Annotated in this window: 29 protein-coding genes and 1 tRNA gene; 14 read left to right on the top strand and 16 right to left on the bottom strand. The window is 68.6% G+C overall.

The genetic code is table 11. The features are described from left to right. Positions 1-206: 206 nt before the first annotated feature. Positions 207-626 carry a GNAT family N-acetyltransferase gene (locus tag LL648_RS38420; protein ID WP_232667880.1) on the bottom strand — a complete coding sequence of 140 codons (420 nt, stop codon included), beginning with the start codon at positions 624-626 and terminating at the stop codon, positions 207-209. A 416-nt stretch (positions 627-1,042) separates the two neighbouring features. Between LL648_RS38420 and LL648_RS38425 the strand changes: the two genes are divergently transcribed. From LL648_RS38425 to LL648_RS38450, 6 genes are all read left to right on the top strand, one after another. Next, positions 1,043-1,291, top strand: coding sequence for a hypothetical protein (locus LL648_RS38425; protein WP_232667881.1), 249 nt, complete (start codon positions 1,043-1,045; stop codon positions 1,289-1,291). Then, on the top strand, positions 1,288-1,479 hold the full coding sequence (locus tag LL648_RS38430; protein WP_232667882.1) for a hypothetical protein: 192 nt from the start codon (positions 1,288-1,290) through the stop codon (positions 1,477-1,479). Before LL648_RS38425 ends, LL648_RS38430 begins: the two co-directional genes overlap by 4 nt. Before the next feature lie 198 nt (positions 1,480-1,677). Next, positions 1,678-2,553 carry an ABC transporter permease gene (locus LL648_RS38435; protein WP_232667883.1) on the top strand — a complete coding sequence of 292 codons (876 nt, stop codon included), beginning with the start codon at positions 1,678-1,680 and terminating at the stop codon, positions 2,551-2,553. Further along, complete coding sequence (locus LL648_RS38440) at positions 2,550-2,729, top strand: hypothetical protein (RefSeq protein WP_232667884.1); 180 nt, start codon at positions 2,550-2,552, stop codon at positions 2,727-2,729. Before LL648_RS38435 ends, LL648_RS38440 begins: the two co-directional genes overlap by 4 nt. Beyond that, positions 2,726-4,828, top strand: a complete 2,103-nt coding sequence (locus LL648_RS38445) for a zonular occludens toxin domain-containing protein (protein WP_232667885.1) — start codon at positions 2,726-2,728, stop codon at positions 4,826-4,828. Before LL648_RS38440 ends, LL648_RS38445 begins: the two co-directional genes overlap by 4 nt. Before the next feature lie 443 nt (positions 4,829-5,271). Beyond that, positions 5,272-5,469, top strand: coding sequence for a hypothetical protein (locus LL648_RS38450; RefSeq protein ID WP_232667886.1), 198 nt, complete (start codon positions 5,272-5,274; stop codon positions 5,467-5,469). An 85-nt stretch (positions 5,470-5,554) separates the two neighbouring features. On the opposite strand, the gene LL648_RS38455 is transcribed toward LL648_RS38450, so the two are convergent. Then, positions 5,555-6,013 carry a DUF2335 domain-containing protein gene (locus tag LL648_RS38455; RefSeq protein WP_232667887.1) on the bottom strand — a complete coding sequence of 153 codons (459 nt, stop codon included), beginning with the start codon at positions 6,011-6,013 and terminating at the stop codon, positions 5,555-5,557. 462 nt (positions 6,014-6,475) lie between these two features. Between LL648_RS38455 and LL648_RS38460 the strand changes: the two genes are divergently transcribed. Next, the gene (locus LL648_RS38460) at positions 6,476-6,757 is read left to right on the top strand and encodes a hypothetical protein (protein ID WP_232667888.1); all 282 of its coding nucleotides are present in this window, start codon (positions 6,476-6,478) and stop codon (positions 6,755-6,757) included. Positions 6,758-6,778: 21 nt separating this feature from the next. Here LL648_RS38460 and LL648_RS38465 read toward each other — a convergent pair whose 3' ends face one another. Then, the gene (locus LL648_RS38465; protein ID WP_232667889.1) at positions 6,779-10,240 is read right to left on the bottom strand and encodes a hypothetical protein; all 3,462 of its coding nucleotides are present in this window, start codon (positions 10,238-10,240) and stop codon (positions 6,779-6,781) included. 128 nt (positions 10,241-10,368) lie between these two features. Next, positions 10,369-10,602, bottom strand: coding sequence for a hypothetical protein (locus tag LL648_RS38470; protein WP_232667890.1), 234 nt, complete (start codon positions 10,600-10,602; stop codon positions 10,369-10,371). A 201-nt stretch (positions 10,603-10,803) separates the two neighbouring features. Here LL648_RS38470 and LL648_RS38475 point away from each other — a divergent pair, with 201 nt between their 5' ends. Beyond that, entirely contained in the window at positions 10,804-10,983 is a 180-nt protein-coding gene (locus LL648_RS38475) for a hypothetical protein (protein ID WP_232667891.1), read from the top strand. Positions 10,984-11,218: 235 nt separating this feature from the next. On the opposite strand, the gene LL648_RS38480 is transcribed toward LL648_RS38475, so the two are convergent. The 8 genes from LL648_RS38480 to LL648_RS38515 form a co-directional block, all read right to left on the bottom strand. Then, a complete protein-coding gene (locus LL648_RS38480; RefSeq protein WP_232667892.1) occupies positions 11,219-11,551 on the bottom strand; it encodes a hypothetical protein in 333 nt (110 codons plus the stop codon). Between the two features lie 239 nt (positions 11,552-11,790). Beyond that, the gene (locus LL648_RS38485) at positions 11,791-12,444 is read right to left on the bottom strand and encodes a hypothetical protein (protein ID WP_232667893.1); all 654 of its coding nucleotides are present in this window, start codon (positions 12,442-12,444) and stop codon (positions 11,791-11,793) included. A gap of 47 nt (positions 12,445-12,491) precedes the next feature. Continuing rightward, positions 12,492-12,785 carry a hypothetical protein gene (locus LL648_RS38490; protein WP_232667894.1) on the bottom strand — a complete coding sequence of 98 codons (294 nt, stop codon included), beginning with the start codon at positions 12,783-12,785 and terminating at the stop codon, positions 12,492-12,494. Further along, positions 12,782-13,840: a hypothetical protein gene (locus tag LL648_RS38495; protein WP_232667895.1), complete on the bottom strand. Its 1,059-nt coding sequence runs from the start codon at positions 13,838-13,840 to the stop codon at positions 12,782-12,784. Before LL648_RS38495 ends, LL648_RS38490 begins: the two co-directional genes overlap by 4 nt. Next, the gene (locus LL648_RS38500; RefSeq protein ID WP_232667896.1) at positions 13,824-15,518 is read right to left on the bottom strand and encodes a hypothetical protein; all 1,695 of its coding nucleotides are present in this window, start codon (positions 15,516-15,518) and stop codon (positions 13,824-13,826) included. The genes LL648_RS38495 and LL648_RS38500 overlap by 17 nt, the downstream gene beginning before the upstream one ends. Beyond that, positions 15,515-15,964, bottom strand: coding sequence for a hypothetical protein (locus tag LL648_RS38505; RefSeq protein WP_232667897.1), 450 nt, complete (start codon positions 15,962-15,964; stop codon positions 15,515-15,517). The genes LL648_RS38500 and LL648_RS38505 overlap by 4 nt, the downstream gene beginning before the upstream one ends. Beyond that, on the bottom strand, positions 15,961-16,287 hold the full coding sequence (locus LL648_RS38510) for a hypothetical protein (protein ID WP_232667898.1): 327 nt from the start codon (positions 16,285-16,287) through the stop codon (positions 15,961-15,963). The genes LL648_RS38505 and LL648_RS38510 overlap by 4 nt, the downstream gene beginning before the upstream one ends. A gap of 1 nt (position 16,288) precedes the next feature. Further along, a complete protein-coding gene (locus LL648_RS38515) occupies positions 16,289-16,555 on the bottom strand; it encodes a helix-turn-helix transcriptional regulator (RefSeq protein ID WP_308190448.1) in 267 nt (88 codons plus the stop codon). Positions 16,556-16,643: 88 nt separating this feature from the next. Between LL648_RS38515 and LL648_RS38520 the strand changes: the two genes are divergently transcribed. Next, positions 16,644-17,288 (top strand): hypothetical protein, encoded by a 645-nt coding sequence (locus tag LL648_RS38520; protein ID WP_232667899.1) that lies wholly within the window; start codon positions 16,644-16,646, stop codon positions 17,286-17,288. Further along, positions 17,275-18,489 (top strand): tyrosine-type recombinase/integrase, encoded by a 1,215-nt coding sequence (locus tag LL648_RS38525; RefSeq protein WP_232667900.1) that lies wholly within the window; start codon positions 17,275-17,277, stop codon positions 18,487-18,489. The genes LL648_RS38520 and LL648_RS38525 overlap by 14 nt, the downstream gene beginning before the upstream one ends. 73 nt (positions 18,490-18,562) lie before the next feature. Here LL648_RS38525 and LL648_RS38530 read toward each other — a convergent pair whose 3' ends face one another. Continuing rightward, positions 18,563-19,054, bottom strand: a complete 492-nt coding sequence (locus tag LL648_RS38530) for a YajQ family cyclic di-GMP-binding protein (protein ID WP_232667901.1) — start codon at positions 19,052-19,054, stop codon at positions 18,563-18,565. A gap of 79 nt (positions 19,055-19,133) precedes the next feature. Here LL648_RS38530 and LL648_RS38535 point away from each other — a divergent pair. The 3 genes from LL648_RS38535 to LL648_RS38545 all read left to right on the top strand — a co-directional run bounded on the left by LL648_RS38535 (position 19,134) and on the right by LL648_RS38545 (position 20,673). Then, a tRNA-Tyr gene (locus LL648_RS38535) sits at positions 19,134-19,214 on the top strand. A gap of 227 nt (positions 19,215-19,441) precedes the next feature. Continuing rightward, complete coding sequence (locus LL648_RS38540) at positions 19,442-20,050, top strand: hypothetical protein (RefSeq protein ID WP_232667902.1); 609 nt, start codon at positions 19,442-19,444, stop codon at positions 20,048-20,050. Between the two features lie 236 nt (positions 20,051-20,286). Next, entirely contained in the window at positions 20,287-20,673 is a 387-nt protein-coding gene (locus LL648_RS38545) for a hypothetical protein (protein ID WP_232667903.1), read from the top strand. A 24-nt stretch (positions 20,674-20,697) separates the two neighbouring features. On the opposite strand, the gene LL648_RS38550 is transcribed toward LL648_RS38545, so the two are convergent. Together LL648_RS38550 and LL648_RS38555 are read right to left on the bottom strand one after the other, a co-directional pair. Next, positions 20,698-21,786, bottom strand: coding sequence for a winged helix DNA-binding domain-containing protein (locus LL648_RS38550; protein WP_232667904.1), 1,089 nt, complete (start codon positions 21,784-21,786; stop codon positions 20,698-20,700). Positions 21,787-21,790: 4 nt separating this feature from the next. Then, on the bottom strand, positions 21,791-22,909 hold the full coding sequence (locus LL648_RS38555; protein WP_232667905.1) for an epoxide hydrolase family protein: 1,119 nt from the start codon (positions 22,907-22,909) through the stop codon (positions 21,791-21,793). 63 nt (positions 22,910-22,972) lie between these two features. Here LL648_RS38555 and LL648_RS38560 point away from each other — a divergent pair, with 63 nt between their 5' ends. Next, positions 22,973-23,947: a helix-turn-helix transcriptional regulator gene (locus LL648_RS38560; RefSeq protein ID WP_232667906.1), complete on the top strand. Its 975-nt coding sequence runs from the start codon at positions 22,973-22,975 to the stop codon at positions 23,945-23,947. Here LL648_RS38560 and LL648_RS38565 read toward each other — a convergent pair. Next, positions 23,923-24,717, bottom strand: a complete 795-nt coding sequence (locus LL648_RS38565) for a hypothetical protein (protein ID WP_232667907.1) — start codon at positions 24,715-24,717, stop codon at positions 23,923-23,925. The genes LL648_RS38560 and LL648_RS38565 overlap by 25 nt on opposite strands. Between the last annotated feature and the right edge of the window lie 69 nt (positions 24,718-24,786).

Consider the following 24,786-nt stretch of genomic DNA (forward strand, 5'->3'; position numbering starts at 1 on the left):
CACCCACCCGTCGGGCCGGAAACGAACGAACGGCACTTTCGTCCACTAGGTATGGACGAAAGTGCCGTTCGGTCACCGACCCCTACTGCGGCGTACCCCCGAGTGCCGCACCCAGCACCGATTCTCATCCATCGTGGCGGCCCGGAGGGCCATGGCGGACTTTCCTGCCCTCTGCTGGGATCAACTCAGCCGCATCGTGAACGTGATCATCGGCTTGCCGGGCCCGTTGTAGTCCGGGACCGGCCCCCCGAGGTGAACCCGAGCCGCTCGTGGAACCGGATGGACCCGGTGTTGGACGGGCCGGTGATCGCTCTCAGCTCCCGGCTCCCGGCCTCGCGCGCCTGGTCGGTGAACCGGCCGTAGAGGCGGCGGGCCAGGCCCGTCCGGCGCTGGTCCGGCCGGACCCCGGCGAAGTGCACGTACGAGACGCCGTCGAGGCCGGGTGAGTGGAAGCCGACCAGGAAGCCGGCGAGCTCGTGATCCTCGGCGATGGAGCTCGTGGCGTGGAAGTGGTCGAGGAACAGGCGGGGTAGGGCAGCCGCAACCGGACGCCCCCACCACGCGTCGATCACCGTGGCAACGGCGGCGAAGTCGGCGGGCTCGGCCGGCCTGATCGCAACGGGCACGCCGGCAAGGATCCCCGACGCACGTCACACACCTGTTGGTGCCGTCACACAGGGCATGACCTGTGTGACAACACCAATAGGTGTGCGAAGTCAGCGGTAGTTGGTGAACTGCCATCTGCGCGGCCCTGACCTGGGCTGATCCCGTCGAAAGCCCCGCTGAGCTGGGCTAACGGCTCTCATTGACTCTCATCGATTCGGGTCTGATCCCGACGTGAGTTGTGCCGGATTTGTGCCCGTGAAGCGTCGGGCAGTCCGGAAAGGACGCCCCCGGGCGGTGCTGAAGACACCGGCCCCGGGGACTTGATCAGCTGAACAGGAGCTGACCCGCCATGAGTTTGTCCTACGCACACCCGAAGTGGTGCGACCCACGCCTGTGCCAGAGCACCCCTTCGAACCTGTTCCACCGGTCCGCGCCGATGAGTTGGCGCCTCGACTGTCACACCCTCGTCACCGTCGGCCTGTCCCAGCAGGATGAAGTCGGCGCGTTCGACGTTCCGGGCCGGCCTCACGTCAGCCTGTCGCTGCGCGACGACGAGTCCGTCACCTTCGCCGGTCGGCCCGTCGAGGTCGACGACGCCTGGCTGAGCGCGGCGAACGCCCGCCTGTTGGCCGCTGCGCTCGTCTGCGCCGGCGAGCAGCTTGAGCAGCTGCAGGTGTCCCGATGAGCACCCTCATTTCAAATGATGCGCCGATCGGGCGAACAACTACTGCAGATCTGCAGGAGTCGCCCCACTGGTCCGAGGCGTTGCCGCCCGGCACCGGCAAGTCGGTCTACGCCGCCGTCTGGCTGATCCCGCTCACCGCCGCCGCCGGTCTCACTGCCGGCGATTTGCTGCGGTGGTGGTTGTCGTGAGGAGCTCACGCTGCGGCACGTGCGGGTCGACGCTGTACACGAACGGCACGTGCCCGATCTGTGACCGGCCGCGCCGAGTGTGGCGGTGGTTCCGGTGAGCGGGCACCGCTGCTCCGACTGGAGCGAAGCCAAGGTGACCGCCGGGCAACGACGTGCGGCCGATCGTGCTGCGGACCGGCACGCCGCTCGGTACCCGAAGTGCGCGACCGCGGACGTGTGCGTGCACCTCGGAGTCATCTTCACCTCCGCGTTCTGCTGCGGCTGCGGAAGGAAGATCCAGTGACCAGCGCCTACCCGATGCCATCCGATGTGCTCGCGGAAAAAGTCGCCGCGCTCGCCGCCGAGCTCGGTGAGCTGCCGTCGAAGCGCAGAGTCATGCGCACCTTCCGGTGCGGTGCGGTGCGTGCGAACGGTGCGCTCGCCGAGTTGCGCCGGACCGGGTTCGAGCGCGTGCACGACGGGCACCCGTTCCAGGGGGCAGGCGCTCAGCCTGAGCACGGCCAGGAGCAGCACGCGGTTCCGGCGCCGCGCGCAGCGAGTACCGCGTCCGACGAGGTGGCGGAGGTCGGTACAGCGGGCGCTGAGATCGCCGTAGAAGCCCTGGTAGAGGACGTCGCAGGTGCAGTGCACCCCACGCGCGTCCGGACCGTGCCCCGATGGCCACTTCTGATCATTGCCCTCGGCGCGTTCGTGGCTATCTGGTCCGGCTGGGTCGGCCTCGGCAAACTCACCGGTTTCGGACCGGTCGTGCTACTGCCGGGCATCGCCGACGAGTGGGTCATCAACTCGGCGATCACTCTGCCGCTCGGGGTTGAGTGCTACGGCGCGCTCGCGATGTGGGCTTGGCTCTCGGACGCACCGGTGTCAGCCCGCGCACGGCGGTTCGCGCGGTGGAGCGCACTCGGGTCGCTCGCACTCGGTGCGCTCGGACAGGTGGCCTACCACCTCATGACCGCCGCCGGGATGACCGTCGCACCGTGGCCGATCACCGCGTTCGTGTCGTGCCTGCCGGTGGCTGTCCTCGGCTCCGGCGCCGCACTGATCCACATGATCCACCGGCAGGAGGCGTCGTGAGCACCACCGCCGCGCTCGTCATCGCCATCGTCGCGACCCTGCTGATCGCCTCGGCGTTCTCGAAGCCGGCGAAGACCTTGGTCGGCGGGATCTTCATGCGCGACAAGAAAGGCCGGCTCGTCCTGATCTTGACGCCCACCCCGAAGCCGCGACGCCGAGGGAGGCGCCAGCGATGACCATCAACCTGCACAAGCCCAACCGTCCGGTAAAGGCGGTGCCACCGCCCTTGGTCGTCGACGCGGAGCTCGTGAAGAGCTCGCCGTCGCGGCGACGGGTGCACCTGATCACGACGCTGAAGACGTCGCCCACCGTCCGCACCGGCGTGCGCGGCACAGCCCGGAACGGCTGGTACATCGTGGCCGGCGCCGGCGTGGTGTTCGCCCGCTGGCGCGACGCGCACGGGTCGAGCCGCTACGAGCGGATGATGCGCGCTGCGGAGGTGGCCGGGGACTACGACCGGCTGCTGGACTGGGAGCAGCGCGACGTCCAGGAGAAGGCCCGCCGCCACGGCCGGGTCATGGACTGGGTTCAGTCGCCGTTGCAGCTGGTCAAGGCACTCGCTATCGGGATCGCCGCGGTCGCGGGGCTGCTGCTCGCGCTGGGGGTGGTGCTCGCGATCGGTACCGGCGACTTCCGGCAGGTGATCGGCCCGATCGTCAGCTTGATCACCGCGATCGTCTGGGCCGTGTGGTTCTTCACGGCGTATGGCGCGCTGCTGCTCACCGCCGTCACTGTCGGCGCGATCGCCTGGCTGTGGCAGACGGGGCGCACCCGGGCGACGGTGCCGGCGTGGATCGCACCCGCCAGCCAGGGCGACGAGCGTGACGTCGTGCCCGACGAGGGCGCGATCCTGCGGGCGTTGCAGAACCTCGGCCTGCCGGCGCTGAACAAGGCGGTCAAGGACGGGTGGCAGCCCCGCTGGGTGCAGCCGACCTGCCGCGACGGGAAGGGCTACCGCACCCAGCTGCAGCTCCCGCTCGGCGTGACCGTCGAGATGATCAACGACAAGAAGACGGTCCTGGCGCACAACCTGGTGCGCAAGCCGGTGGAGGTGTGGCCGATCGAGCCGCGCGACCAAGCCGGTGTGCTGGACCTGTGGGCCGCTGACCAGGGCGTTCTCACCCGGCCCATCGACCCGTACCCGCTGCTGCACGACGGCGGCACCGACTACTTCCGGGGTGTCCCGGTCGGGCAGGACCAGCGCGGCGACGCCGTGATCGGCAAGCTGATGGCCTCGAACTACGGCATCGCCGGGATCATGGGCTCCGGAAAGACGTCGCTGGTCATCGACCTGCTGGCCGGCGCCATGCTCGACCCGCTCGTGGACATCGACATCTACTGCATGGCGTTCAACGCCGACTACGACGTCATGCGCCCGCGGCTGCGGACGTTCATCAAGGGCGACGAGGACGAGCAGGTCGAAGCGGCCATCGAGGCGCTGCGCGGGCTTCGCGACGAGGTCACCAAGCGCGGGAAGATCCTCGCCGACCTCGGTGGGGACGAGACGAAGGTGACCCGTCGCCTCGCCGAGCGGGACCCGCGGCTGCGCCCACGGGTGATCGTCTTCGACGAATGTCAGGAGATGTTCCGCCACGAACGCCTCGGCAAGGAGGCCAAGGAGCTCGCGATCAAGGTCATGATGAAGGCCAGGAAGTGTGCTCTGACGTTGGTGTTCGTGACGCCGGCGCCGTCGGCGGACAACCTGCCGCGGGACCTGGCGAAGACCACCAGCCACCGCGTCTGCTTCGCCATCGGCGACCACCAGGGCAATGACGCGATCCTGGGGACTGGCGCGCACCGCTCAGGAGTGACCGCCACCGGGCTGGTCGCAGGCGAGGACGTCGGCACCGCGATGGCGTCCGGGTTCGCGGCGAAACCCGGTCTGCTGCGCGCCTTCCACATTCAGAAGGACGCCGAGGTGGACCAGCTCACCCCGATCGTCCGGCGGGCCGTCGCGATGCGCGAGGAAGCCGGCGTCGAGGCGCCGGCGCTCGAGCGGCCGGCCGAGCGCGACCCGCTGACGGACATCGCGACGGTGCTGGCCGGGCACAAGCGGCTCAGGACGCAGGAGGTGCTGTCCGGGCTCTCTGTGCTCGACAGGGCGACCTATCGAGGCTGGACGTTCGAGCGGCTCGCCGCGGCGCTGCCCGACGGGGCACGCCCGTACAAGAGCGGCGGCCTGATGGTCGTTGCGGCTGACCGGGTCGCTGAGGCCCTCGCCGAGCGTGCTACCGACGGTGACGACGAGGCTGGCGCCGAGGGCGTCGCCCCGTAGGGAGCCAACCGTGTGAGAGGGAGTTCTCCCTGGAGGGCTCCCTCTCGCGACTCCCCTGCTTGACCTGCAACAACATCATCTGGGGATGCCGGGGATCCCGGCGCTACGACGTGCGGATTCACCGTCAATTGACGGTGATGGCGGGCGGTCGCCGGCTCCCTCCTTCATCAGCAGTTCAACTACTCAGCGTGTAGGAGATCTGATGCCCAAGCACAGGTGCGACGTTCCGGCCGGCGGCCCGTCGAAGAAGCGCTGGAAGTGCCCGCGTGCGGCCAGAAGTGGGCCTGGAAGCCCGGCGGCCCCGGATGGCCTGAGATCGCCTGGCACGGGAAGGACAGAGTCCGCAACGGCGACGGGTCACCGGCGCGGGACACCTTCTTCGCGTGGCTGTCTCGCTGACTCGGCGGTCCCGCCAGGCGGCGCGAGCCCAGGATCATGCCGCCATGAGCATCGACAGCACCGACCTCACCGACGCAGCAAGAACGATCTCCGAAGCGATTGAGAAGGGGCTGGGTGGCTACCAGGCCGCCGAACTCCACTCCGAGTACGGCGAAGGACGGTCGGTCGCCGGCGGCCTGTTCGCCGTCGCAAGGGCCATCAACCACCTGGCCGACGTCATCGAGATGGGCCAGTCCGAGTAGCACGCAGGCGCGTTCAGGACGCCCCAGGATCGCCGGTACCGAGAATAACCGGTGACCCTGGGGTCGTCTCCGAGACGGCCCGCGACTAGGTCCCTTGGGGCGGCTGCTCGGCTTCAGGCTCAACCGCTGGCTCAGACGGCTCCGCTGGCCGGGTCGACTGTCCAGTGATGAACACGATGACCAAGCCGAGCAGATCAATGCCTACCACGGTGGCGGCTAGGTACGGGTGACCGATGATCGCCAGGAAGCTCGCGAAAACCAGGATGAGGACAACTACGCTCAGAGCCAGCATCTGTCCTCGACGGGCGAGTCTGAACGGCTCGCCCGTCTCTATACGCTCGATCGCGTGACGGTGCGCCTGTTCGTTCTCGGCCATCCTCATGATCCGACTGGCCAGCGTCGGATCAATCGTGTTGTAGCCGAGCAAGATTTCTGGCGGAGGTATCGGGCCGCTCGTCTGCCGAAACTCAATCCCCAGCGCTAGCTGCTGCCCTTGGTCAGGCGGGTACGGCTGCTCATCGTCCCCGGGCGTCGCGACAGTCACCTGCCTGTCTTACGCGCCTTCGCCCTTGCCGTCCCGAGCGACACGCCCGGCTGCTCGACGTAGCGCTGAGCCGACCGCCTCCCAGTCCGAGGCGATCCCCTTGCTTGTGTGCCGGCCAGATTGAGGGCGCACCTTCATAGCCTTGGCGGTGGCCTGCCCACTCAGATCCATGAGAGACCCTGAGCCGACTCTCGTTGAACGTCGCTTGCGCTTGGTCATCCGTCTCCCCCGTATGAGCGATCGACCCGGCTCCCCACCTTGCCACGTACATGTAGAGCGTGCACTACATTCCACTCCCTGGGTCGGCATCGTTACCCCACCTGCGATGACGCAGGTCAGCGGGCATGCACGCCTCCCCGACGGGCCTTACGCATCTGGAACCCGGCCGAAGTGAAGGCCCGACCCGGCGCGTGTGGGGGTTGGGCCTTCTGCGTCACCGCCTGAGTCCGACACACTGCTTATGTGGACCCGGAGGCAGCGAAAGTCGTGGCGGTGGACGTCCTGATCGCGCTCAACAACCGCGACGACGCCGCAGCCCGCACCGCGCTCCGCGACGCCGGCGCCTATGACGACCCCGAGCTCGCCGCCGGCCTCATCACAGCGATCGGGGGGCTACACCTCGAGCTGCTCGCATATTCCCTCGACGACGACCGTCACCAGGTCCACCGGTACTTGGAAAACATGCGCCTCGGCATGCCATGGGTCGGATCGCTCCTCGACTCCGACCCACCCGACAAGGGGTAGCGCTCAGGCAACGCGGGCGCCTCAGCGGGCGTGCACGCCTCCGCGGCGTGCCTTCCGCATCTGGAACCCGACCTCGTCGGACAGCTGCTTCACGGAGTAGCCAGGTGGCACCGAGAAGTTTTGGGTGACCGGGCCGGCCGACTGCGACGAGCCACCGTGCAGGTCGACGTCCGCGATCGCCGCCCGCACCTTCCGATCCAGAGCGGTGCCGAACCCGGCAGCGAAGTCCGCCCCGATCGGTGGTGCGCTGACCGTGCTGAACTCGTCCTGCAGCGCGGTGGTGAGATCACGCGCAGCGGCGATGATCTGCGACTTCTCCGACAACAACCCGGCCGTCAACCCTTGACCCATGAACGAGCCGAGGTTGAGGAACACCCGCGACGGCGAGTTGATCTGAGCTGCGGCGGCCGTAGCAGCGGCGGCGGCGTCGGCAAGCTCCTGCGCGGCAGCGCGCACCTCTCCAACCTTCGACCGGAGCCCGTCGGCGAGGGCCTGGCCCATGTTCTCGCCGGCCGCACGGAACTGCCCAACGCTCGCGTTGAGTGCGGCGACCATGTCGTTGACACCGGTCTGCACCGCCGTCAACGCCTCGTTCATCCCGGTCTCGACCGACGTGCGGATCTCCGTCATCCCGGTCGTGACCGCGGTCGTCATCTCGGTCATGCCGGTCGTGACGGCCGTGGTCGCTTCGGTCATCGCAGTGGTAGTGGCGAGGTTGACCGCCGCCCACCCCTCGTTCATCGCGGTCTGCACGTTCGCGAACCCGACCCGCACCGACTCGACGATCGTGACGAACCCTTGCACGAACGCCGCGTTCAGCGCGATCATCCCGGTCTGAACCGCGATCACCAGGGTCGTGGAGAAGACCTCGCTGATGACCGTGCCGATGGCGGTCATGCCGGTCCGGAACGACTCCTGAATGAGGACGAACCCGGTGGTCACCGCAGTGGCCAAGGTCTGCATCGCCGTCGGGATCGTCGTCGTCGACAGCGTCGTGAACCCGGTAGTGAATGCCTGCTGCACCAACAACATGCCGATCGCGACCGACTGTGTGATCCCGGGGAAGCCGGCGGCCACGGCCGACCCGACGAGTCCCATCCCGGTGCCCACGGACGACGCGATCGCCGGCCACGGCGTCGTGAAGCTCGCCTGCAGCGTGATCATCCGCGTCGACACGTTCGTCGCGATCAGGTCGAACCCGAGGCCGATCGCGGCGGACACGCTGGTCATCCCGGTGGTCGCCGCCAACGCGAGACCCTGCATCGACGTCGTCAGCGCCGTGTTCAGCGGGGCCAGCGACGTCGTGAACAGCGGCCCGAGCTGCGCAGCTCCGGTGGTCACCGCCGTGGAGATTTGCTGCATGCCGACGGCGGTTGTCGCACCGAGTGTGCTGAACGCGGTCTGCACGATCGGGCCGAGCCCGTCGAGGCCGGTCCGCAGCGCCCCGGTGACGGAGATCAGGCCCTCGGTGATGCCGGAGGCGATCGCGGCCATCCCGACGATCGCCGGCACCTCCAGCGCGGCGAACGAGTCCTGAACGATGGGTGGCAAACCCGACAAGGCCGACGCGATCGACTGGCCGATTGGGGTGAGCGCAGCCTCCGCCGCGGGTGGGATCGGTGCCAAGCCCGACTCGACCGCCCCGGGCAGCGGGGCAACGCCGGCGGAGATCTCACCGGGCAGCGGAGCGAACGCGTTCTTGGCGCCCTGCTGGGCGGCGGTCCCTACCTCTTGGAAACCTTGGTCGACGGTGGTCGGGATGATCCCGAGCCAGCGGTCGATGTCGTCGTCGAGGTTGCGTAGCTCCTGCCCGAACTCCGGCCCGAAGATGTCCTTCATGGCCTGGCCGGCCTTGATCGACAGATCGTCGAACCAGGTGGCTACCTCGGTGAACTTGGTCGAGATCCCGTCGAACGCGGCAAGTCCGTCGGCGATCGCGGATCCGATCCCGGAGAACGCCTCCGTGAACGTTTTGATCGCACCGACCGCGTCGGGAATGCCCTCGATCATGTTCAGCAAGTCCTGTTGGAATTGCTGGTCCTGGAAGACCGCGCCGAGTTCCTCGAACGAAGCGGTGATCTCGTCGATGACACCCTGCGGGACGTTGCTTAGCGCAGTGCCGAGACTCTCGAACACGCTGCCGACAGCGGCACCCAACGCCGCCCAATCGAACCGGTCGAAGAACCCCGTGAGGTCGTTCAGGAATGTTGTGATCCCAGGTGCGGCACCAACGAATGCCTGAATACCGTTGTCGACGAGGCTGACGAACGCCTCACCAACCTCACCGAGCACCTCACCGAGGCCGCGGAACGCCGCGTCGAGCTCACCTGAGGTGATGAGCCGTGAAACTGACTGCTCGAACGCCGTACCGAAACGGTTGACCGCTCCCGTCAGCGCATCGAACGCCGCAGACCGTCCGCCGACCTCAAGTAGCGCCTCAGAGATGTTCCGGATCCCCGGCGACACATCGTTGATGGCCCGGGCAACATTCGTGAAGATCGCGGTGAGCAAACCCGAGTTGGTGGCCGCCACCGCCATCTGCGACAAGTTGACGACGACGTTTCCGACCGCATCCGAAACACCCACCAGCCCGGCCTGCAGCTGCGGGAAGATCGGCCGGATCGTTGTGAACGCCGTCGTGAACGAACGCAGCAACGAGGTCTCAACAGCCTTTTGAAGCCGGTCGAACTCCGGCTTCAGCGTCTTCGCGGCCTCTTTGATGCCGTCGAAACCGATCGCGAGCGCCGCGACCGGTGCTGCGACCAGGAACAGCGCAGCGGGCAGCGCAGCAACTGCAGTGGCCGCCGCGGCCCACGCCGCAGTGACCGCGGCGCCGGCCACAGCCAACCCGGCAGCCAGCGCAGACGCCTGAGCGAGAGACCCGACAACGCTGAGCGCGGACCCCGCCATCCCGCCGAGCGCGCCACCACCGCCACCGCCGGCATTGAGCGACCCGATCGACCCACGCAGCCCGAGCAGCGCCGTCTCGATCGCCGCGATCTGCGCGAGCGTGCCCGCGGTGTCCATGTCGATGTCGATGCGGATCCGGCGGCCATCCAACCGGTCGACAATCTGCTCCAGCGCCGTCAGCTCGGAGATCGCGAGCGCAACACCACCGACCGAGACACGGATGTCGATCGCAGCGTTAGACAGCGCGGCAAGCCGCGCCTGAAAAGCGGCCGCGTCAAGGTCAATGTCGGCGGTGACCGTGATCGACGAGCCGTCCAACGCCTGCAACTGCGCCCGCAGAGCAGCGGTGTCGACGTCAAAGCTGACCGGGACGCTGATCGACGCTGTGATCGCCGCGAGCTGTGTCCGCAGTTCGTTCGGGTCGACGTCGAACTTGACCGGAACGGTCAGCTCAAGCGTCCGCTCGAGCGCGTTCAGCTCACGCTGTAGCTCGCTGCGGAACCCTGTCGTGTCGGGGCGAACCCGGACTGCGAGCTTGCCGACGACGTCGTCGCCACCGGTAGGAGAAGACATTGAGGCGGGCCTCCGACACGAGAAATTCGTGTCGTGGTGTCGCCCGCCGGCGCCCGGTGCAGAAGGTCCGAGTTAACTGCCCTGAGCTGCGGGAAACAACCCGCGAACTCAGGAGTAATACTACCCCGCTAAGCAGGCTTCAGGAACTCCGACGAAGCCTCGGAAGCCTCCAGCAAACGGCGCAACTCGACCCGGAGCCGATCCACTTCCGCTTCCCAGAACTCCACGACCTTGTCGGCGTCGACACGGAAGTGACGCTGCTCCGTGACGGTCTTCAACCGCGCGTCCTGCAGCTTCTGCTCCGCCCGCCGCAACAAACCCTGAGCCCGGTTCAACTCGTACTCGGCCGCGCGGCGACACACCTGCCCGCAATACCGCTGCGGGCGGCCACGAGCCGACCTCCGCACGAAGGAACGACCGCACTGGGCACAAAGTGGGTGGCTACTTGCTGTCATCGGGATTCTCCGGTGGTTTTTCGAATCGACGGCCGCCCGGACGCACATGGTGCGGTGCTATCCACGACCGGTCGAGAGCACCCGGGGGGTGGGGGTGGTGGCCAGGGGGTGGGGGGAGTCGGGGAGCTGACCGTCGGGCTGGTGGTCGGCGTGGTCGTGCTGCTCGTGGGGAGCGAGCTGCTCGTGGTCGGTGCTGCTGCGTCGGGTGTTGGTTGTGCTCGTGGTGGTGATGGTGTTGCTCGTGTTGTTGGTCGGCTGGTCACTGAGGTGATGGTGATCAGTGAGTGATCGACAACGTGTGTCGTGTCCTAGTTCGCCGCGAGTTGGACAGGTCATTAACATGCACCTGTCCTGTTGATGTTGTTACGAGCGCACTGAGGGCGGGCTGTGCTGCGTTGTGTCGTGGTGCTGTGCGTGCTGTCAGCGCTGAGCTGCACGGTGACGGTGGTGCGATGGCGTAGGGCTCAGGCGTTGTGGCGCCGCGCTGGTTGGGGTGGTGGGGAGTGGTCATCGCCTTGGCGCCCTAGTCGGCGGGAATCAAGGTGGCGCTGACGTGGGTGGTGGCGGGGCTGGAGGCGTGCTCGACCGGCCCTGCTTCGACGGTGAACCGTCGGCCGTTGAACTCGACTGCGGCCCACGGGCCGAGCGGCGCGGTGCGGGCCATGAGGCGGTAGCCGCCGTCAATCCGCCTGTCCGACAAGGGGTCGCGCGCGCTGCTGATCGGGGTCATCAGCACGCCGGTGACGGTCACCCCCACCTCGGCCGGTCGCTTCCGGGGGTTGCCGCGAGTGTCGGTGTAGTCCTCTTCCGGGAAGACGACGATGCTGTGAGGGCCGTGATCAAGAAGCAGTGACATGGGTGGTCCTTCGTTGGGGAGCGGGAGGGTGTGCGGCCGGTGCTGCGCAGCGAGGTGAGGGGTTCCTCGCTTCGGTCCGGTGTGCGCTGGCGTCGGCGTTCCCCACGACGTCCTGCCCGGGGGCGTTGACGCAGCACCGGCTGCACGGGTGGTGGCGCCGGTCCCGCCCCGACCTGCCGTCCACCCGTGGCGACGGGCGGCAAGAGAGCTCGGGGGCCACGCGGGACCGGCGCCGGTCATCAGGCCGCGTCCGGCGGCAGGTCGTTGCGGCGGACGAGCGCGGCGAGCTCGCGCGGGTCGTCGACGTGTTCGTTCGGGTCGCGGCGTTCCCCGGTGGGGGCGACGAGGTCGCTGTACTTGGCGGCGTACTCGCTCGTCAGCTCGCGCGCGAGCCCTTGCTGCCCGCCCTGGTAGGCGTTGGCGATGCGCCGGCTGGCGGTCTTCACCTGGTCTGCCCATTCGGCGCGCTGCGCGGGTGTGGCGTCGTCGCGCAGCTGCACGGTGGTGAGGTCGTCGCTGGTGACGCCGACCCGGATGCGGGAGCGCAGCAGATCCTGCAGCTGCGCTACGTGGGACCGGTCCTGCTTGGGGCGGTCCTCGCTGTACTTGGGGCGGCCGACCTTCTCGGCGAGGCTGCGCGGGTCGTTCCCGCCGCCGCCGGAGGTGAAGCCGGCGAGGTCTTCGCCGACGTCTTCGGCGAGCTGTCCGGCCTGGTCCGGCAGTCCGCTGTCGAGGGCGTTCACGATGCGGCGGGCGGTGTTGCGGATCCGCTGGCGAGCCTCGCGCCGGGCGGCGACGCTGCGGCCCTTCGTCACGACCTCGGCGATCGCTTCGTCGGTCGGGACCTGCCCGGTGGCCACAATCTCGCTGAGCAGCTGCGCGATGGCGTTCACGCCGCCGCCTCGGTCTTGTTGTTCACGGATCTTCCTTTCGTGGTGGGTCAGAGGTCTTGAAGGTCGTCGGGGCCGTAGTAGCCGGCCGACCTGGCGAGGAAGTCGTCGCGCTCAGCCGGAGTGAGCCGGGAGAGCAGCGTGTCGACGAATCCCATGAGCACCGACACGATGTGGCCGGCGAACATCGCGTCTTCCTCGTGGACGATGCGTTTCAGCTCCGCGGGCCATGCGGTGTCGTCGCGGTCGACGGTGCGGAGCATGACCAGGTGCAGGGCGCGGCGGCCTGCTTCGTTGACATCGCGGCGGACGTCCTCGTCGAACTCGTCGGGCTGGTCGGTCATGAGTCCTTCTCCTTCAACACTGCGTTGATGACGACCCGGAACTCGGCTGGCCCGAGCCGCACCAGTAGGTCGCGGGCGTCCTCGCCTTCGTTGCCGAGGAGGAGGTGCTGCACGGCGGCGCCGCGGATCAACTTCTCTGCGCAGCGGCGTCCGGCGTCGTCGTTGTCCGGGATGAGCAGGGCGTTCGGGTGGCGACCGAGCAGTTCCGCGATGCGCGACACCGGCGGATCAGCCGCGCCACCTGCCCACGTGGTCGCGTACCAGCCGGTCTTGACGAGCGCGTCCGCGGACGACTCGGACTCGCAGACGATGACGACCTCGTCGGCGGCGATGGCCATGCGGATCTCGCGCTCGTGGTAGAGCGGGAAGTCGGCCTGCCGCCGGCCGAGGAGGCCGGGCACTCGCTCGCCCTTCGAGTTCAGCGATTCCCAGGAGACTTCCTTCGCCCGGGTGGTGGGGTGCCGCAGGCGGATCTTCCAGGCGTAGGGCTCAGGAACGCCGTACGGGTGTTCGGCCTCGAATCGGAACCCGCGATCGGCAGGCGACCCGCCGGCCTTCGGCTCGGGGAATGTCAGCTTCCGCAGGTAGAACCGAGCGTGCACCTCGGGCTTGGTGGGCGGCGCGGTCATCAGCGCGCTGCCGGGGAGCTGAAGGGCGCGGAGGACGTCGCGGAAGTCACATCCGGCGTGGCAGAACAGCAGCAGCCGGCCGTCGTCGCCTCGGGCAAGGCGGAGGCTCGCGGTGTGTTCACCTGTCGTCGCATGGCTGGGGCACTGCCACTTCCGGCCGACCTGCTGCGCACCGACGGCGGTCAGCAGCGCCTCGAACCATCGGAACGGGTCGGCATCGCCTCGGCTGGCGTGCCGGCGGGCCATGAACTCCGCGGGGGTCGGCTGCAGGGTTTGCAGGGTTTGAAGGGTTTTTCCCGGCCCGTCGCCGTTACTACTTTTACCGAAATTTCCTCCCGCGCTTGGGTGGGAAACAAATCCTGCAAACCCTGCAAACCCTGCAAGATCGGTACGTTCCGCGTCTTCGTGACTACGCAACGTTGTCACCTCGCTGGAAGCGCTCCACCTTCCACAGGGCGAGCTTGGTTCGGTCCTCCCCGGCACGGCGGACCGTCAGGTCTCCGGCCCACCGCCCTTCGCGGTTCGCCAGCCACCTTCCAAGCGACCGGGAAAGCCCGCCCAGCCCGGCTGAGTGGTTCCTCGACAACTTCTCCACCAGCTCCGCCGGCACGGCTTCGAGCGGGATCGGATGGGCAGCTTCGTAGTCCCTGGCAGCGTTCCACGTCGCGTTCAGCTCGCGCCCGTCGTGGACCTTGGAGAGCAACTCCTTGGCGCTCCAAGTGCTGCTGCCGACGGCCGAGTCGATGGCCTCGAGGAAATCCCGCCAGTCGTCATCACCGACCGCGACGGTCTGCTGCGCCGACTCCTCGTGGTCGAACTCCCCCGGCACGCCGGCCACCTGCAAGATGCCGCGAACGACGGCCGACCAGTGCGCATAGTCATCGCTGGAGCGCATCTCCTGGGGCTTGCCGGCGACGATCCAGGCTCGCACCCACACCAACAGGGCGTGCAGGATCTCGCCGCGGTGCGCCGTGACGTAGGCCGGCAAGTTGGCGATGCGGAACCCGGTGCGCCTCTCCGGATCCGGCACCCTCGGGTCGATGGTCACCCAGATCGTGCGCCGCACCAGGTCCCCGCCGAGAGCGAGGTTGTTGCCCGTGATCGTCCACAGCCGGTCGTTGACCATTTCGATGTTGTTGGTGGATCCGAGGACGCGCCCGGAGTAGGCCCGCGAGGTCAGCAGGCCGGCCAGGCGCGAGCTGCGCAGGATTCCCGTCACGTTGTCGAAGACCACGATCGGCGCGGTCGTCTGGGTGAGGATCGACGTCACCGACTTCTCCAGCTCGGCATCGTCGTGCGGCATCTCGCTGCGGAAGACCCCGCCGTGGACTTCGCGTGCGAGTCGCGCGAGCAGCGACTTCCCGGAGCCGGGTTGCCGCGCCATGATCGCGGCCAACTTGTACGGCGGAGGGCAGAGCTCACGCAGCAGCGGCGTCAGCAGCAGCCCGAGGTAGTTGGCTTCGTCGTGCTTGCCGGCCCACACGAACTCGTCGACCAGCCCGCGCAGCAGCTTCGTGGCTGCCTTGACCTCCATCGTCGTGGGGCTGGTCGGCACCGGGGCGACCTCGACGGTCGGCAGGTAGAGGAAGTTCGTGGTGGCGTCGTAGCCCGGGGCGTCGAGGATGCTGCCGTCGTCGCGGACCATCGGCGTGTGCGTCACGCCGCGCAGCACGCGCAGGTTCGGCGCCTCGTCAATCGCGGCGAGCGCGTTGCGCACCAAGCCGGTCGGCATGAACGTCTCGACCCTGACCGGGTCCTTCGCCGGACCACCCCACTTCCACACCAAGTAGTTCAGGGCGAGCCGGGCGACGACGACCTCGGAGGTGACCTGGCTGATCGTCGCTGGCCCGTTGTCGTCGCGCTCGTCACGCGGCGGCACGTAGCCGTCTTCGTCGAGCCGGGAGCAGAACACGAGCTCGCTGCCGCGCCGCATCATCGCCGACAGGCCGCGCGCACCGAGCTCCTGCAGCACCCACCGGAACGACTCGACTGGGTTGGTGACCTCGTGGACGTCGGGGCCCCACGGGTCGGTGTCGCCGTCGAGAATCCGATGGGCACCACAGGTTGCAGACTCTGTCGAGCTGGGGAGCGAAGTCAGAGTCATGCGGACCTCACATGAGGTGGCCCCGCCGACGCGCGCCTGGCGCGCTCAGCCTGAAACCGACGCCCAACGCTGACCGCGGCCTCGATCTCCTCCGTGGTCGGCTCGTGCTTGATCTTGTAGGGGTAGATGCCGACGAGCGCGGTGCAGCTCCCGCCGTAGGCGAGGTACTCGGCCGGGGTACACAGCTCCTGGCTGTCCTCCAGCTGGATCGCGAACTCCTGCCGGGCGCCGACTACCTGCCCGATCTCGTTGACGTCGTGCCGGAGGAACACCCCCAGCACCGGCTTGAGCTCGTGCACGATGCCGTCGCCGACGTAGGTCCACCCAGCTTCGTCCGGGCCGACCGGCATGTCCCAATGGACAAAGTGCGCGGCCATAACGATCGAGAGCGGGCTGAACTGGACGGTGAGCGGCTCGTTCGGCCGGACGTTGTACTCGGCCATCACGCTGCCCTCCTGCTGTCGGAGGGCACCACGCTGCTGGCCGTGACCGTGTAGAGCCGGTGGCGCGCGCAGCTGGGGGCGCGCTCGATGGTCGTGGCGCCGCGCTCGAAGACGACATGCCGATGGGCGTGGCCGCAGAAGGGGCACTTGCGGACGACCATCCAGTCGAACGCGGCGTTCCCGGTGGCGAGGAAGAGGGTCGCGGCGACCACCAAGTTGTCGGCGCCGGCGCTACGATGTGGGCGCTGCTCTTGGGGAGCGCTCACGTGGTTGGTGGCGGCGCCGGCTCCGGTCAGGGGGCCGGCGGTCGCATTCTTGGGGGTCATCTCAGGCCGCGTCCCCTCCGGAGGTCTGTGCGGCGACCCATCGGTCCACGTCGGCCCACCTGTACCGGGCGTGCTTGCCGATGACCCGGTACGGCGGCCCTACCCGCTTGTAAGCCCACTGGCTCAACGTCGCGACCGGCAGCCCGAGGTATGCCGCGACCTCTGACCGGGATGCGAGCCGGTCAGGGTGTCGGCGCTCGGCGCGGTTCGCGACGTAGTCCGTTACATCGGTCTCGCCGATGTGCGAGACAGTCCGTCGAGATGTCATGCGGAAAGGTTTAACACGTCCCGTGTTGGTTCGCAACTATCTGACGTGACGTCTTGTCAGGACGTATCGTTTGACGTACCTTCGCTCGGTGTCCTTGGATCCGCAGGTGCCCCGCTATCACTTCATGCCCGAGTCGTTGCAGGCCTTCGCACAACAGAAGGCGGTCGGCGGTGGCATGTTCCGCGCGGCCGTGCCCACGAAGGTGCGTGTCGAGCCGAGTCCCGACGACCTCGAGCCGATCGAGCACACCGTGGTCATGCATCTCGACGTCGTCGAGGGCCGCCTGGTCTGCACGCGTCTCGACGTCGAAATGGTCCAGGGAGGCCCAAGCGTGACGGCGGAGGTCTTGCGCCGAATCCCTGTAGGGCGCTTCCTGCGCGAGGCAGCCGCCTCAGGCTTGACGGTCTTCGAGGTTGACGTCGAGAAGGAGGGGCAGACTCATCCGTTCGTGGCGCCACCGCCAGACTTTGCCGAGGCGGGGATGACCGACGACGTGCTGCGCGAGGTCGCGCGGCTCTACCACTGGGCCCTGGCGACCGGCGACGCTCCGCTGGGCCTTCTGGAGCGCGAGTACGGGGTGCCACGCGGGAAGGCCAGCCGTTGGATCTCAGTCGCGCGTCGCCGCGGGTATGTGAAGGACGCGCCAACGGACACCGTCGAGGACCTCGGCACGTCGACCACGGCACACCCACGCAAGATCCGTTTTGACGAGGCCGGCGATGGCGGTCGATGACCTCTGGTACTCCTCGAAGCGAGACTCGGTAGTCGGCGCGGACGGGAAGAAGAAGATGCTGCCGCCGACCCCGACGAGGCGACATGGGCGCGGCAAGCGGTGGCGGGTGCGGTACGTCGACGACACCGGCAAGCCGCGCGAGCGGCTGTTCGAGCAGAAGCCTGACGCGGTCCGATTCGATCAGGGCGTTCACACCGACGTCGACCGCGGCCTGTACATCGACCCGGCCGACGGACGGCAGACCGTAGAGGCGTACGCCGAGACATGGCGCGCGGCGCAGCTGCACCGGGGGAGTACCTACGAGCTCGTCGAGCGCACGTTCCGGCGGCACATCACTCCGGTGCTCGGCGAGATTCCTATCGGCCGGGTGCGGAGTTCTCACCTGCAGAGCTGGGCGAAGAACGTCGATCTCGCGCCGAGCACCGCGCGTATCGCGTACTCGTACCTGGTGGCGCTGTTCGGAACGGCGGTCCGGGACCGCGTGATTGCGACGAGTCCTTGCGTTGGCGTCACGCTTCCTGCAGTGGACAAGGCCGGCCACCTGATCCCGACGCCGGACCAGATTCGTGCCATCGCTGCGAATCTGCCGCCGCGGTACCGCGCACTCGTCTATGTCGGCGCCGGCTGTGGCCTCCGGCACGGCGAGGCCCTCGGTCTTGAGCGACGGCACGTCGACTTCCTGCGCCGCGAGATCCACGTCGAGCAGCAGCTGACCGTGACCAGCGGCCGCAGCCCGTTCATCGCGCCGGTGAAGACGAAGACCAGTAGGCGCATTGTCGAGCTACCGAAGCCGACCGCGGACGCCTTGGCGTGGCACCTGCGCGAGCACCCCGCCGTCCTCGTCGAGGTCCCGGATGAGCTTGATCGGCGATCGCCGAAGGTGCGGTCGGCGGAGTTGCTGTTCACGAACACGCAGTCGCGGCCGATCCATCGGGCGAGCTGGTCGCACGATTGGCAGCCGGCCGCTCGCGCTGCCGGACTCCCGGAGCGAACCGGCTTCCACTGCTTGAGGCATTACTTCGCCACATTGTTGATCCATGCGGGCGCCTCGGTGAAGACCGTTCAGCTCGCACTCGGGCACAGCACGCCGATCGTGACGCTGAACGAGTACGTGGGCCAGTGGCCCGATCAGATCGACCGGACACGGACGCTCGTCGAGGACTCGCTCGGCGCGTTCCGGGTACCGGAGGCGGTCGCATGATTTGGGCCGAATCTGTGCCGGGGTCGGCACCCCAGCGCTCCGCTGCTGGTCAGAGCGCTAGGGCACCTCCTGATCACCTGTAGTTGGTGAACTGCAGCGCGATCCCGAAGTCCTTGCTCTTCAGCAGCGCGATGACGGCCTGCAGGTCGTCCTTCTTCTTGCCGGACACGCGCAGCTGGTCGCCCTGGATCTGCGCCTGCACACCCTTGAACTTCTCGTCGCGGATGGCCTTGCTGATCTCCTTGGCCTTCTCCGACTCGATGCCCTGGAGGATCTTGCCGCCGACCTTGTAGACCTTGCCCGACGACGCCGGCTCACCCACCTCGAACGCCTTGAGCGAGATGTTGCGCTTGATCAGCTTCTCCTTGAAGACCTCGACGGCGGCCTTCGCACGCTCCTCGGTCTCCGACTCGATCGTGATCGCCTCCTCACCGGACCAGGCGATCGTGGTGCCGGTGCCGCGGAAGTCGAAGCGCTGCGAGAGCTCCTTGCCTGCCTGGTTGAGGGCGTTGTCGACCTCCTGCCGGTCGACCTTACTCACCACGTCGAACGACGGGTCGGCCATGCGGTCCTCCTTGCGGGACGGGTCCCTGCGAACTCGGTTTCCTGCTGTCGTATCCTCGTACACGCGCCACGGCGCACCCGGCGGGTTGCCCGAGCGGCCAATGGGAGCGGACTGTAAATCCGTCGCGAAAGCTACAGAGGTTCGAATCCTCTACCCGCCACACCCCAGCCAGTACGGCCCCTGACCAGCGGAAACGCTGCTCAGAGGCCGTACTGCTGTCTCGGAGGGTCTCCACTCGTCGTTCCTCAGCACGACAGCCGTCCACCGCCGGTGGTGGGCCGGGCGTGGGCCATCCTGTCGAGTCGGCCGGACGCCGGACACGGCTTGATCTTCGCTCGTGATGAGAGGTCTGGTGGGCGTCGGGCAGAGCCACCTGCATGCGCTCGCGTGCTGCGCAACGGAGTGTGCGGGGCTGACATGCTCCCCGTGTGCAGACCATCGATTGGGGATCGGTTCCCGACTGGGCTCGCCGGAATCGCAGCGATCACCGCGCTCGTCTTCGCGCGATCGGCAGTCCGCGCGGCACGCGCGACGATCGAGCAGCAAGCGGTTCAGATCGAGACGCTCGAAAGAGCAGAAGCCGATCGCCAAGAAACGAGGAGGTCGCAATACGCGGCCAAGTTCGTGTGCTGGATAACGCTCTCGCCGAGCCCGAGCCGTGTCGTCTCGGTAGGCCTCGTGAACTCCAACGAGGTCCCGTTCTATCAGGTCGTGGTCTACGTCGGGACCCCTCGGGGAGTCAGCCGTGCGGCATACAACTTCGTAGGACCGCTCAGCGGTCGGCGGACCATGGGGAGAGCCTCCCGCGCTCTGCAGGCGCTCCTGCCGGACGGCGAGCCGGAGGCGCTGATCAGCTCCGGTGAGCTGTGGGTCGCGATGACGTTCCGCGATCCGGCGGGCAATTGGTGGTGCAGAACGCCCGCAGGGCTGCTTCTTCCAGCCGTCGACGAAGCGAGCGCTCATGACATTTGCCAACGCGCGATCTCCAGTACCTGATCGTTCGATGACATGGAGATCGAGCGCGACCACGATGTCAGCACGCTCAAATGCGACGGTGGACGACCTCTCGAAGAGCGCTACGTTCTGCCCGTGACCGCCGCAGACGATCTCCTCCACCGGATCGAGGCCGATCCTGAACTGGCTGCCGCGCTGGCCTGGTTCAGCGATTTGATGTCGATCGCCGCGATCCCGTCGAGGATCTCGCCCTCCCGACCGGGACCCCGCTCCGCCCCGTGGCCGGCAGCGGCGACGGTGGCACCTACTTCGTGTGCGAGGAGGCCGAGGGCGAGCGGCCCGTCCTTTACACCGACTCGGAGGGCCGGGCCACGCTCCTCGGCGCCGATCTCGTCGAGGCCCTCACACTCGTGGTGGCGCTGCCGTTCTGGGGTGCTCTCGCACAAGGTTTCACGATCGCCGAGTCGGGCTCGGAGATCCGCGACGACCGCCCCGACTTCGACGACCAGCGCGCTGGTCTCGTGCGTTCTCTCGCGCTGTCACCGCTTTCCGAGGAGGAAGCGGCGGCCCGGTTGAGGTCCGTCGCCGCACGAACGGTTCCGGACTACCTTCCCCACGTCGTCGGCGACGAGCGCTCGCGGTACGAGCCGATCTTCCGGCGGTGATCCGGTCGGGCCCCGCGGGCCGCGTCAGGCGGACTGCAGCCGCAGCTCCGGCCGCAGATCCGGCGCCACGAACTTCAGGAGCCCGGCCGCCTCCGACGCCACCGCGTCCGTCTCGTCGCCGGTGAGCGGCCGGTGCGGGCGGACGGTGAGGGTTGCGGTCGCCCGATCCCGCTCCAGCGTCCAATGCGCGGCGGTGGTGCCGTCGACGAGCACGGCGGCCGGTTGTGGGCTCTGCCGCGCGCGGAACACCCGCTGGAACTCCTCGGTCAGCACCCGGCTGCGATCGGCGTGGGATAGCAGCAGGTTGTCGAAGTCGTAGAGGAACCGCACGGGCGCCGGGGTGTCCGGGTCGGGACGTGGTGCGTCGGGCAGGTCGTAGAGCACCCGGTCGTGCTCGTCGCGGAAGATCCGCAACCGGTCGCCCATGGGCTCGACCACCTCGCGCAGGTGCGTGAGCCCCGACCAGACCTGCACGTCCTTGATCGTGGCCGGGCCGAACGCGGCGAGGTAGCGGTGCACCAACGTCGTGAGGGGGACGCTGTCGCTACCGCCGTCGAGATAGGTGTGCGCGATGGGCCCGCTGCGACCCCAGACCCCACGCGGCGGCGCCTGGACGAGCGGCAGGCGGTTGCGCACCGCATAGGCGAGTGCGCCGGCCGGCCGGTCGGGCCAGCGCTCCTGCAGCAACGCGCCCAGCTCCTTTTGGGTCCGCGGCCGCTCGGCCAGCACCGGTCGGGCCGCGGCCACGACCTCGTCGAGGTCGAGCCCGCGGACGGCGGCGCCGTGCAGGTGGTTCACCATGAGGTCGCTGTCGAGCACGGGCTGCACCGCGCCGCGCAGGCCGTGCGCGTCCCGTTCGGTGACGAGGTGGATGGTCGACCGCATGAGCGCGAGCCGCACGAGCGACCCGTCCGTGAGCAGCTCGGCCGTGGCGTCGGGCCGGAAGCCGGCGATGCGGCTCCAGAGCCCGACGTACCACGAATGCGGGGTCTGCGCCTGCATGCCGACGAGGTGCTCGACCACGTCGGGGACCGGCCGGTTGGTGCGCTCCAGCAGGAACTGGCGCGCGAGCGTGGCCCGGTTCAGCGAGCGCGGGCCGAGGACGTCGGACATGCGGTCAGCCTCGCAGCCCGGCGAAGAATCGTCGAAGGTCACCGACCAGCAGGTCCGGCACCTCGTGCGCCGGGTAGTGCCCGCCGCGATCGAACTCCGTCCACGAGACGATGTTGGCGTGGTCGCGCTCGGCGAAGCGCCGGATGCCCGAGAAGTCGAAGGCGAACGCGGCCAGCCCGAGCGGCACCGTCGTCGGCCCCTGCGGCTTCGCGTCCTCGGGGGTGTGCCGGTCCTCCCAGTAGAACCGCATCGACGACGCCGTGGTGCGGGTGAACCAGTAGATCGCGACGTTGGTCAGCACGAACTCGGGCGAGACGGCGTCGCCGAAGAGCTGGTAGCTCCATGCGAGCTGGCCGGCGGGTGAGTCGGCGAGCGCGTGCGCGAGGTTCTGCGGCTGCATCGCCTGCAGCTCGTTGTAGGCGAGCTTGTCGGCGCTGAACTCCTGCAGCTGCGCCAGCTCCGCCATCTCGGCCTCGGACATGCCCGCGAACTCCGCGGGGTCGCCGGTCGGGAACGAGTAGATCTGGTCGACGTGCACGCCGACGACGTGCTCGGCGTCGAACCGGCCGAGCTCCGGAGCGACGAACGAGCCCCCATCGTTGCCGTGCGCCCCGTAGCGCTCGTAGCCGAGGCCCGCCATCAGCTGCGCCCACGCCTTCGCCGTGCGGTACCGGTTCCAGCCCGGCTCGGTCGTCGGCCCGGAGAACGCGAACCCGGGCAGCGACGGCACGACCACGTGGAAGGCCTGCGCCGGGTCGCCGCCGTGCGCCCGCGGATCGGTGAGCGGGCCGATCACGTCGAGGAACTCGACGAACGACCCGGGCCAGCCGTGCGTGAGGATCAGCGGGAACGCGTCCGGCTCGGGGGAGCGGACGTGCAGGAAGTGGATGTTCTGCCCGTCGATCGTGGTCGTGAACTGCGGGATCTCGTTCAGGCGCCGCTCGACGGCGCGCCAGTCGAACCCGTCGCGCCACCGGCTCACGAGCTCGCGCACGGGGTCGACCCGGACGCCGTAGTCGCCGCCGGTCGTGAGCTCCTCCGTGTAGCGGGTGCGGGCGAGGCGGTCGGCGAGGTCGTCGAGGTCGGCCTGGGGAACGTCGATGCGGAAGGGCGTGATCTCCATGGCTCGAACGTTACGACCCAATCAGGCAGGGTTCGTTCCTGATTGTGCGGCAGAATTCGAGATGTGTTGGAGACCTCGGCCCGGCTGCTGCGCATGCTCTCGCTCCTGCAGGCACGTCGCGGGTGGACCGGCCCCGAGCTGGCCCGGCGACTGGACGTGTCCGAGCGGACCGTCCGCGCCGACGTCGAGCGGCTGCGGGCGCTCGGCTACCCCGTCGTGGCAACCCGCGGCGCGGCGGGCGGCTACCAGCTCGGCGCCGGCGCCCAGCTGCCACCGCTGATCCTCGACGACGACGAGGCTGTCGCCACGGTGCTCGGGCTGCGTGCCGCGACCGGCCTGGCCGGAATCGAGGAGATCTCCCTGCGCACGCTGGCCAAGCTGGAGCAGGTGCTGCCCCGGCACCTGCGCAGGCGGGTGGCTGCGCTCGACGAGTATGCACTGCGTATACCCGCTGACGTCCCGGCACCGCAGGTCGACGCCGACGTGCTCACGGGCATCGCGGCGGCCTGTCGGGACGCCGAGCGGCTGCGTTTCGACTACCGCACCCACGACGGGGGTGAGTCACGCCGTGATGTCGAGCCGTACCGGCTCGTCGCGTGGGGCCGTCGGTGGTACCTGCTCGCGTGGGACGTCGAGCGGGCCGATTGGCGCACCTTCCGCGCCGACCGGATCACACCGCGCATCCCCACCGGACCGCGGTTCACCCCCCGCCCGTTGCCGAGCGACGACGTCGCCGCCTACCTGTCCGGACGTGTCTCCGCCGCCGCATGGCGCCACCGGGCCCGGGTGCTCGTGCACGCCCCCGCCGACGAGGTCGCGCCTCGCATCCCGCCGGCGGCCGGCTATGTCGAGGCCCGTGACGGGAGTTCCTGCGTCCTGCACACCGGATCGGACACGATCGACGGTCTCGCCGTGCACCTCGCCTTGCTCGACGTGGACTTCGAGGTGGACGATCCGCCCGAGCTCGTCGAGCGGATCACCCTGCTCTCCGAGCGCTACGCCCGTGCCGTGGCTCACCGCAGCCGGCCGGCGAGGTAGCCGCCGGTGTCGCTCACCAGCCTGCGTTGCAGGACCGGTGTGACGAGGGCAGTTGTCGTCGCGATGCAGAAGGCCGCCGGGCCGCCGGCCGGCTCGATCAGGACCGCGAGCAGGAAGCAGAACAGCGCGAACCCGGTGAGGCCCAGCAGCACCCCGCGCAGCGTCGCGATCGCGGCGTCGGATCCCGATTGGGCCAGCACGAACCCGACGACCACGCTCGTGGCGATCGGGAACGGGGCGAACACGCCGGTCAGCTCCGGCCCGAGGGCAGCCGATGCGCCGGTCACCCCGAGCACGAGCACGGCCGTTGCGACGGCTCTGCCGGGCAGGTCCCACCACGGCCAGCCGGGCCGGTCCGGCGCCGGTGCTTGCGACGTCGCGGGCAGCGTGAGCGCTGCCGCATATGTCACGGCCACCGCGACGCACAACCCGACCAGCGGTGGCACCCGCACCATCGAGAACGCGAGATCGGCCGCGATGCAGACGATCCAGCTCGCGCCCAGCGATGCCGCCCAGCCCAGGCGGAGCGAGAGCCGCGCGAACGTCGCCGCGAAGAGCGCGAGCGTTGCGAGACCGAGGAGCGACGAGCTCGCCGCCGCGGCGGCGAACCGGGCACCGTGATCGAGGTAGGTGAACAGCAGGATCGGCCCGGCCACGATCGGGAGGGCGACCAGCACGCCCGCGACCCGGGGTCCCCACCGCCGACCCGCCAGCGTCGAGGCGACAACCAGCCCGGGAGCGAGGAGCAGTTTCAGCAGCACCAGCGTCACTTGAGTAGATGCTCGTACGAGCTCCGGCACCTTGTCCTGCCGCTGTGACCCCGGTGACAGCCGGTTCCC

Source organism: Pseudonocardia sp. TRM90224, assembly GCF_021245725.1.
In the GTDB taxonomy this organism is placed as follows: domain Bacteria; phylum Actinomycetota; class Actinomycetes; order Mycobacteriales; family Pseudonocardiaceae; genus Pseudonocardia.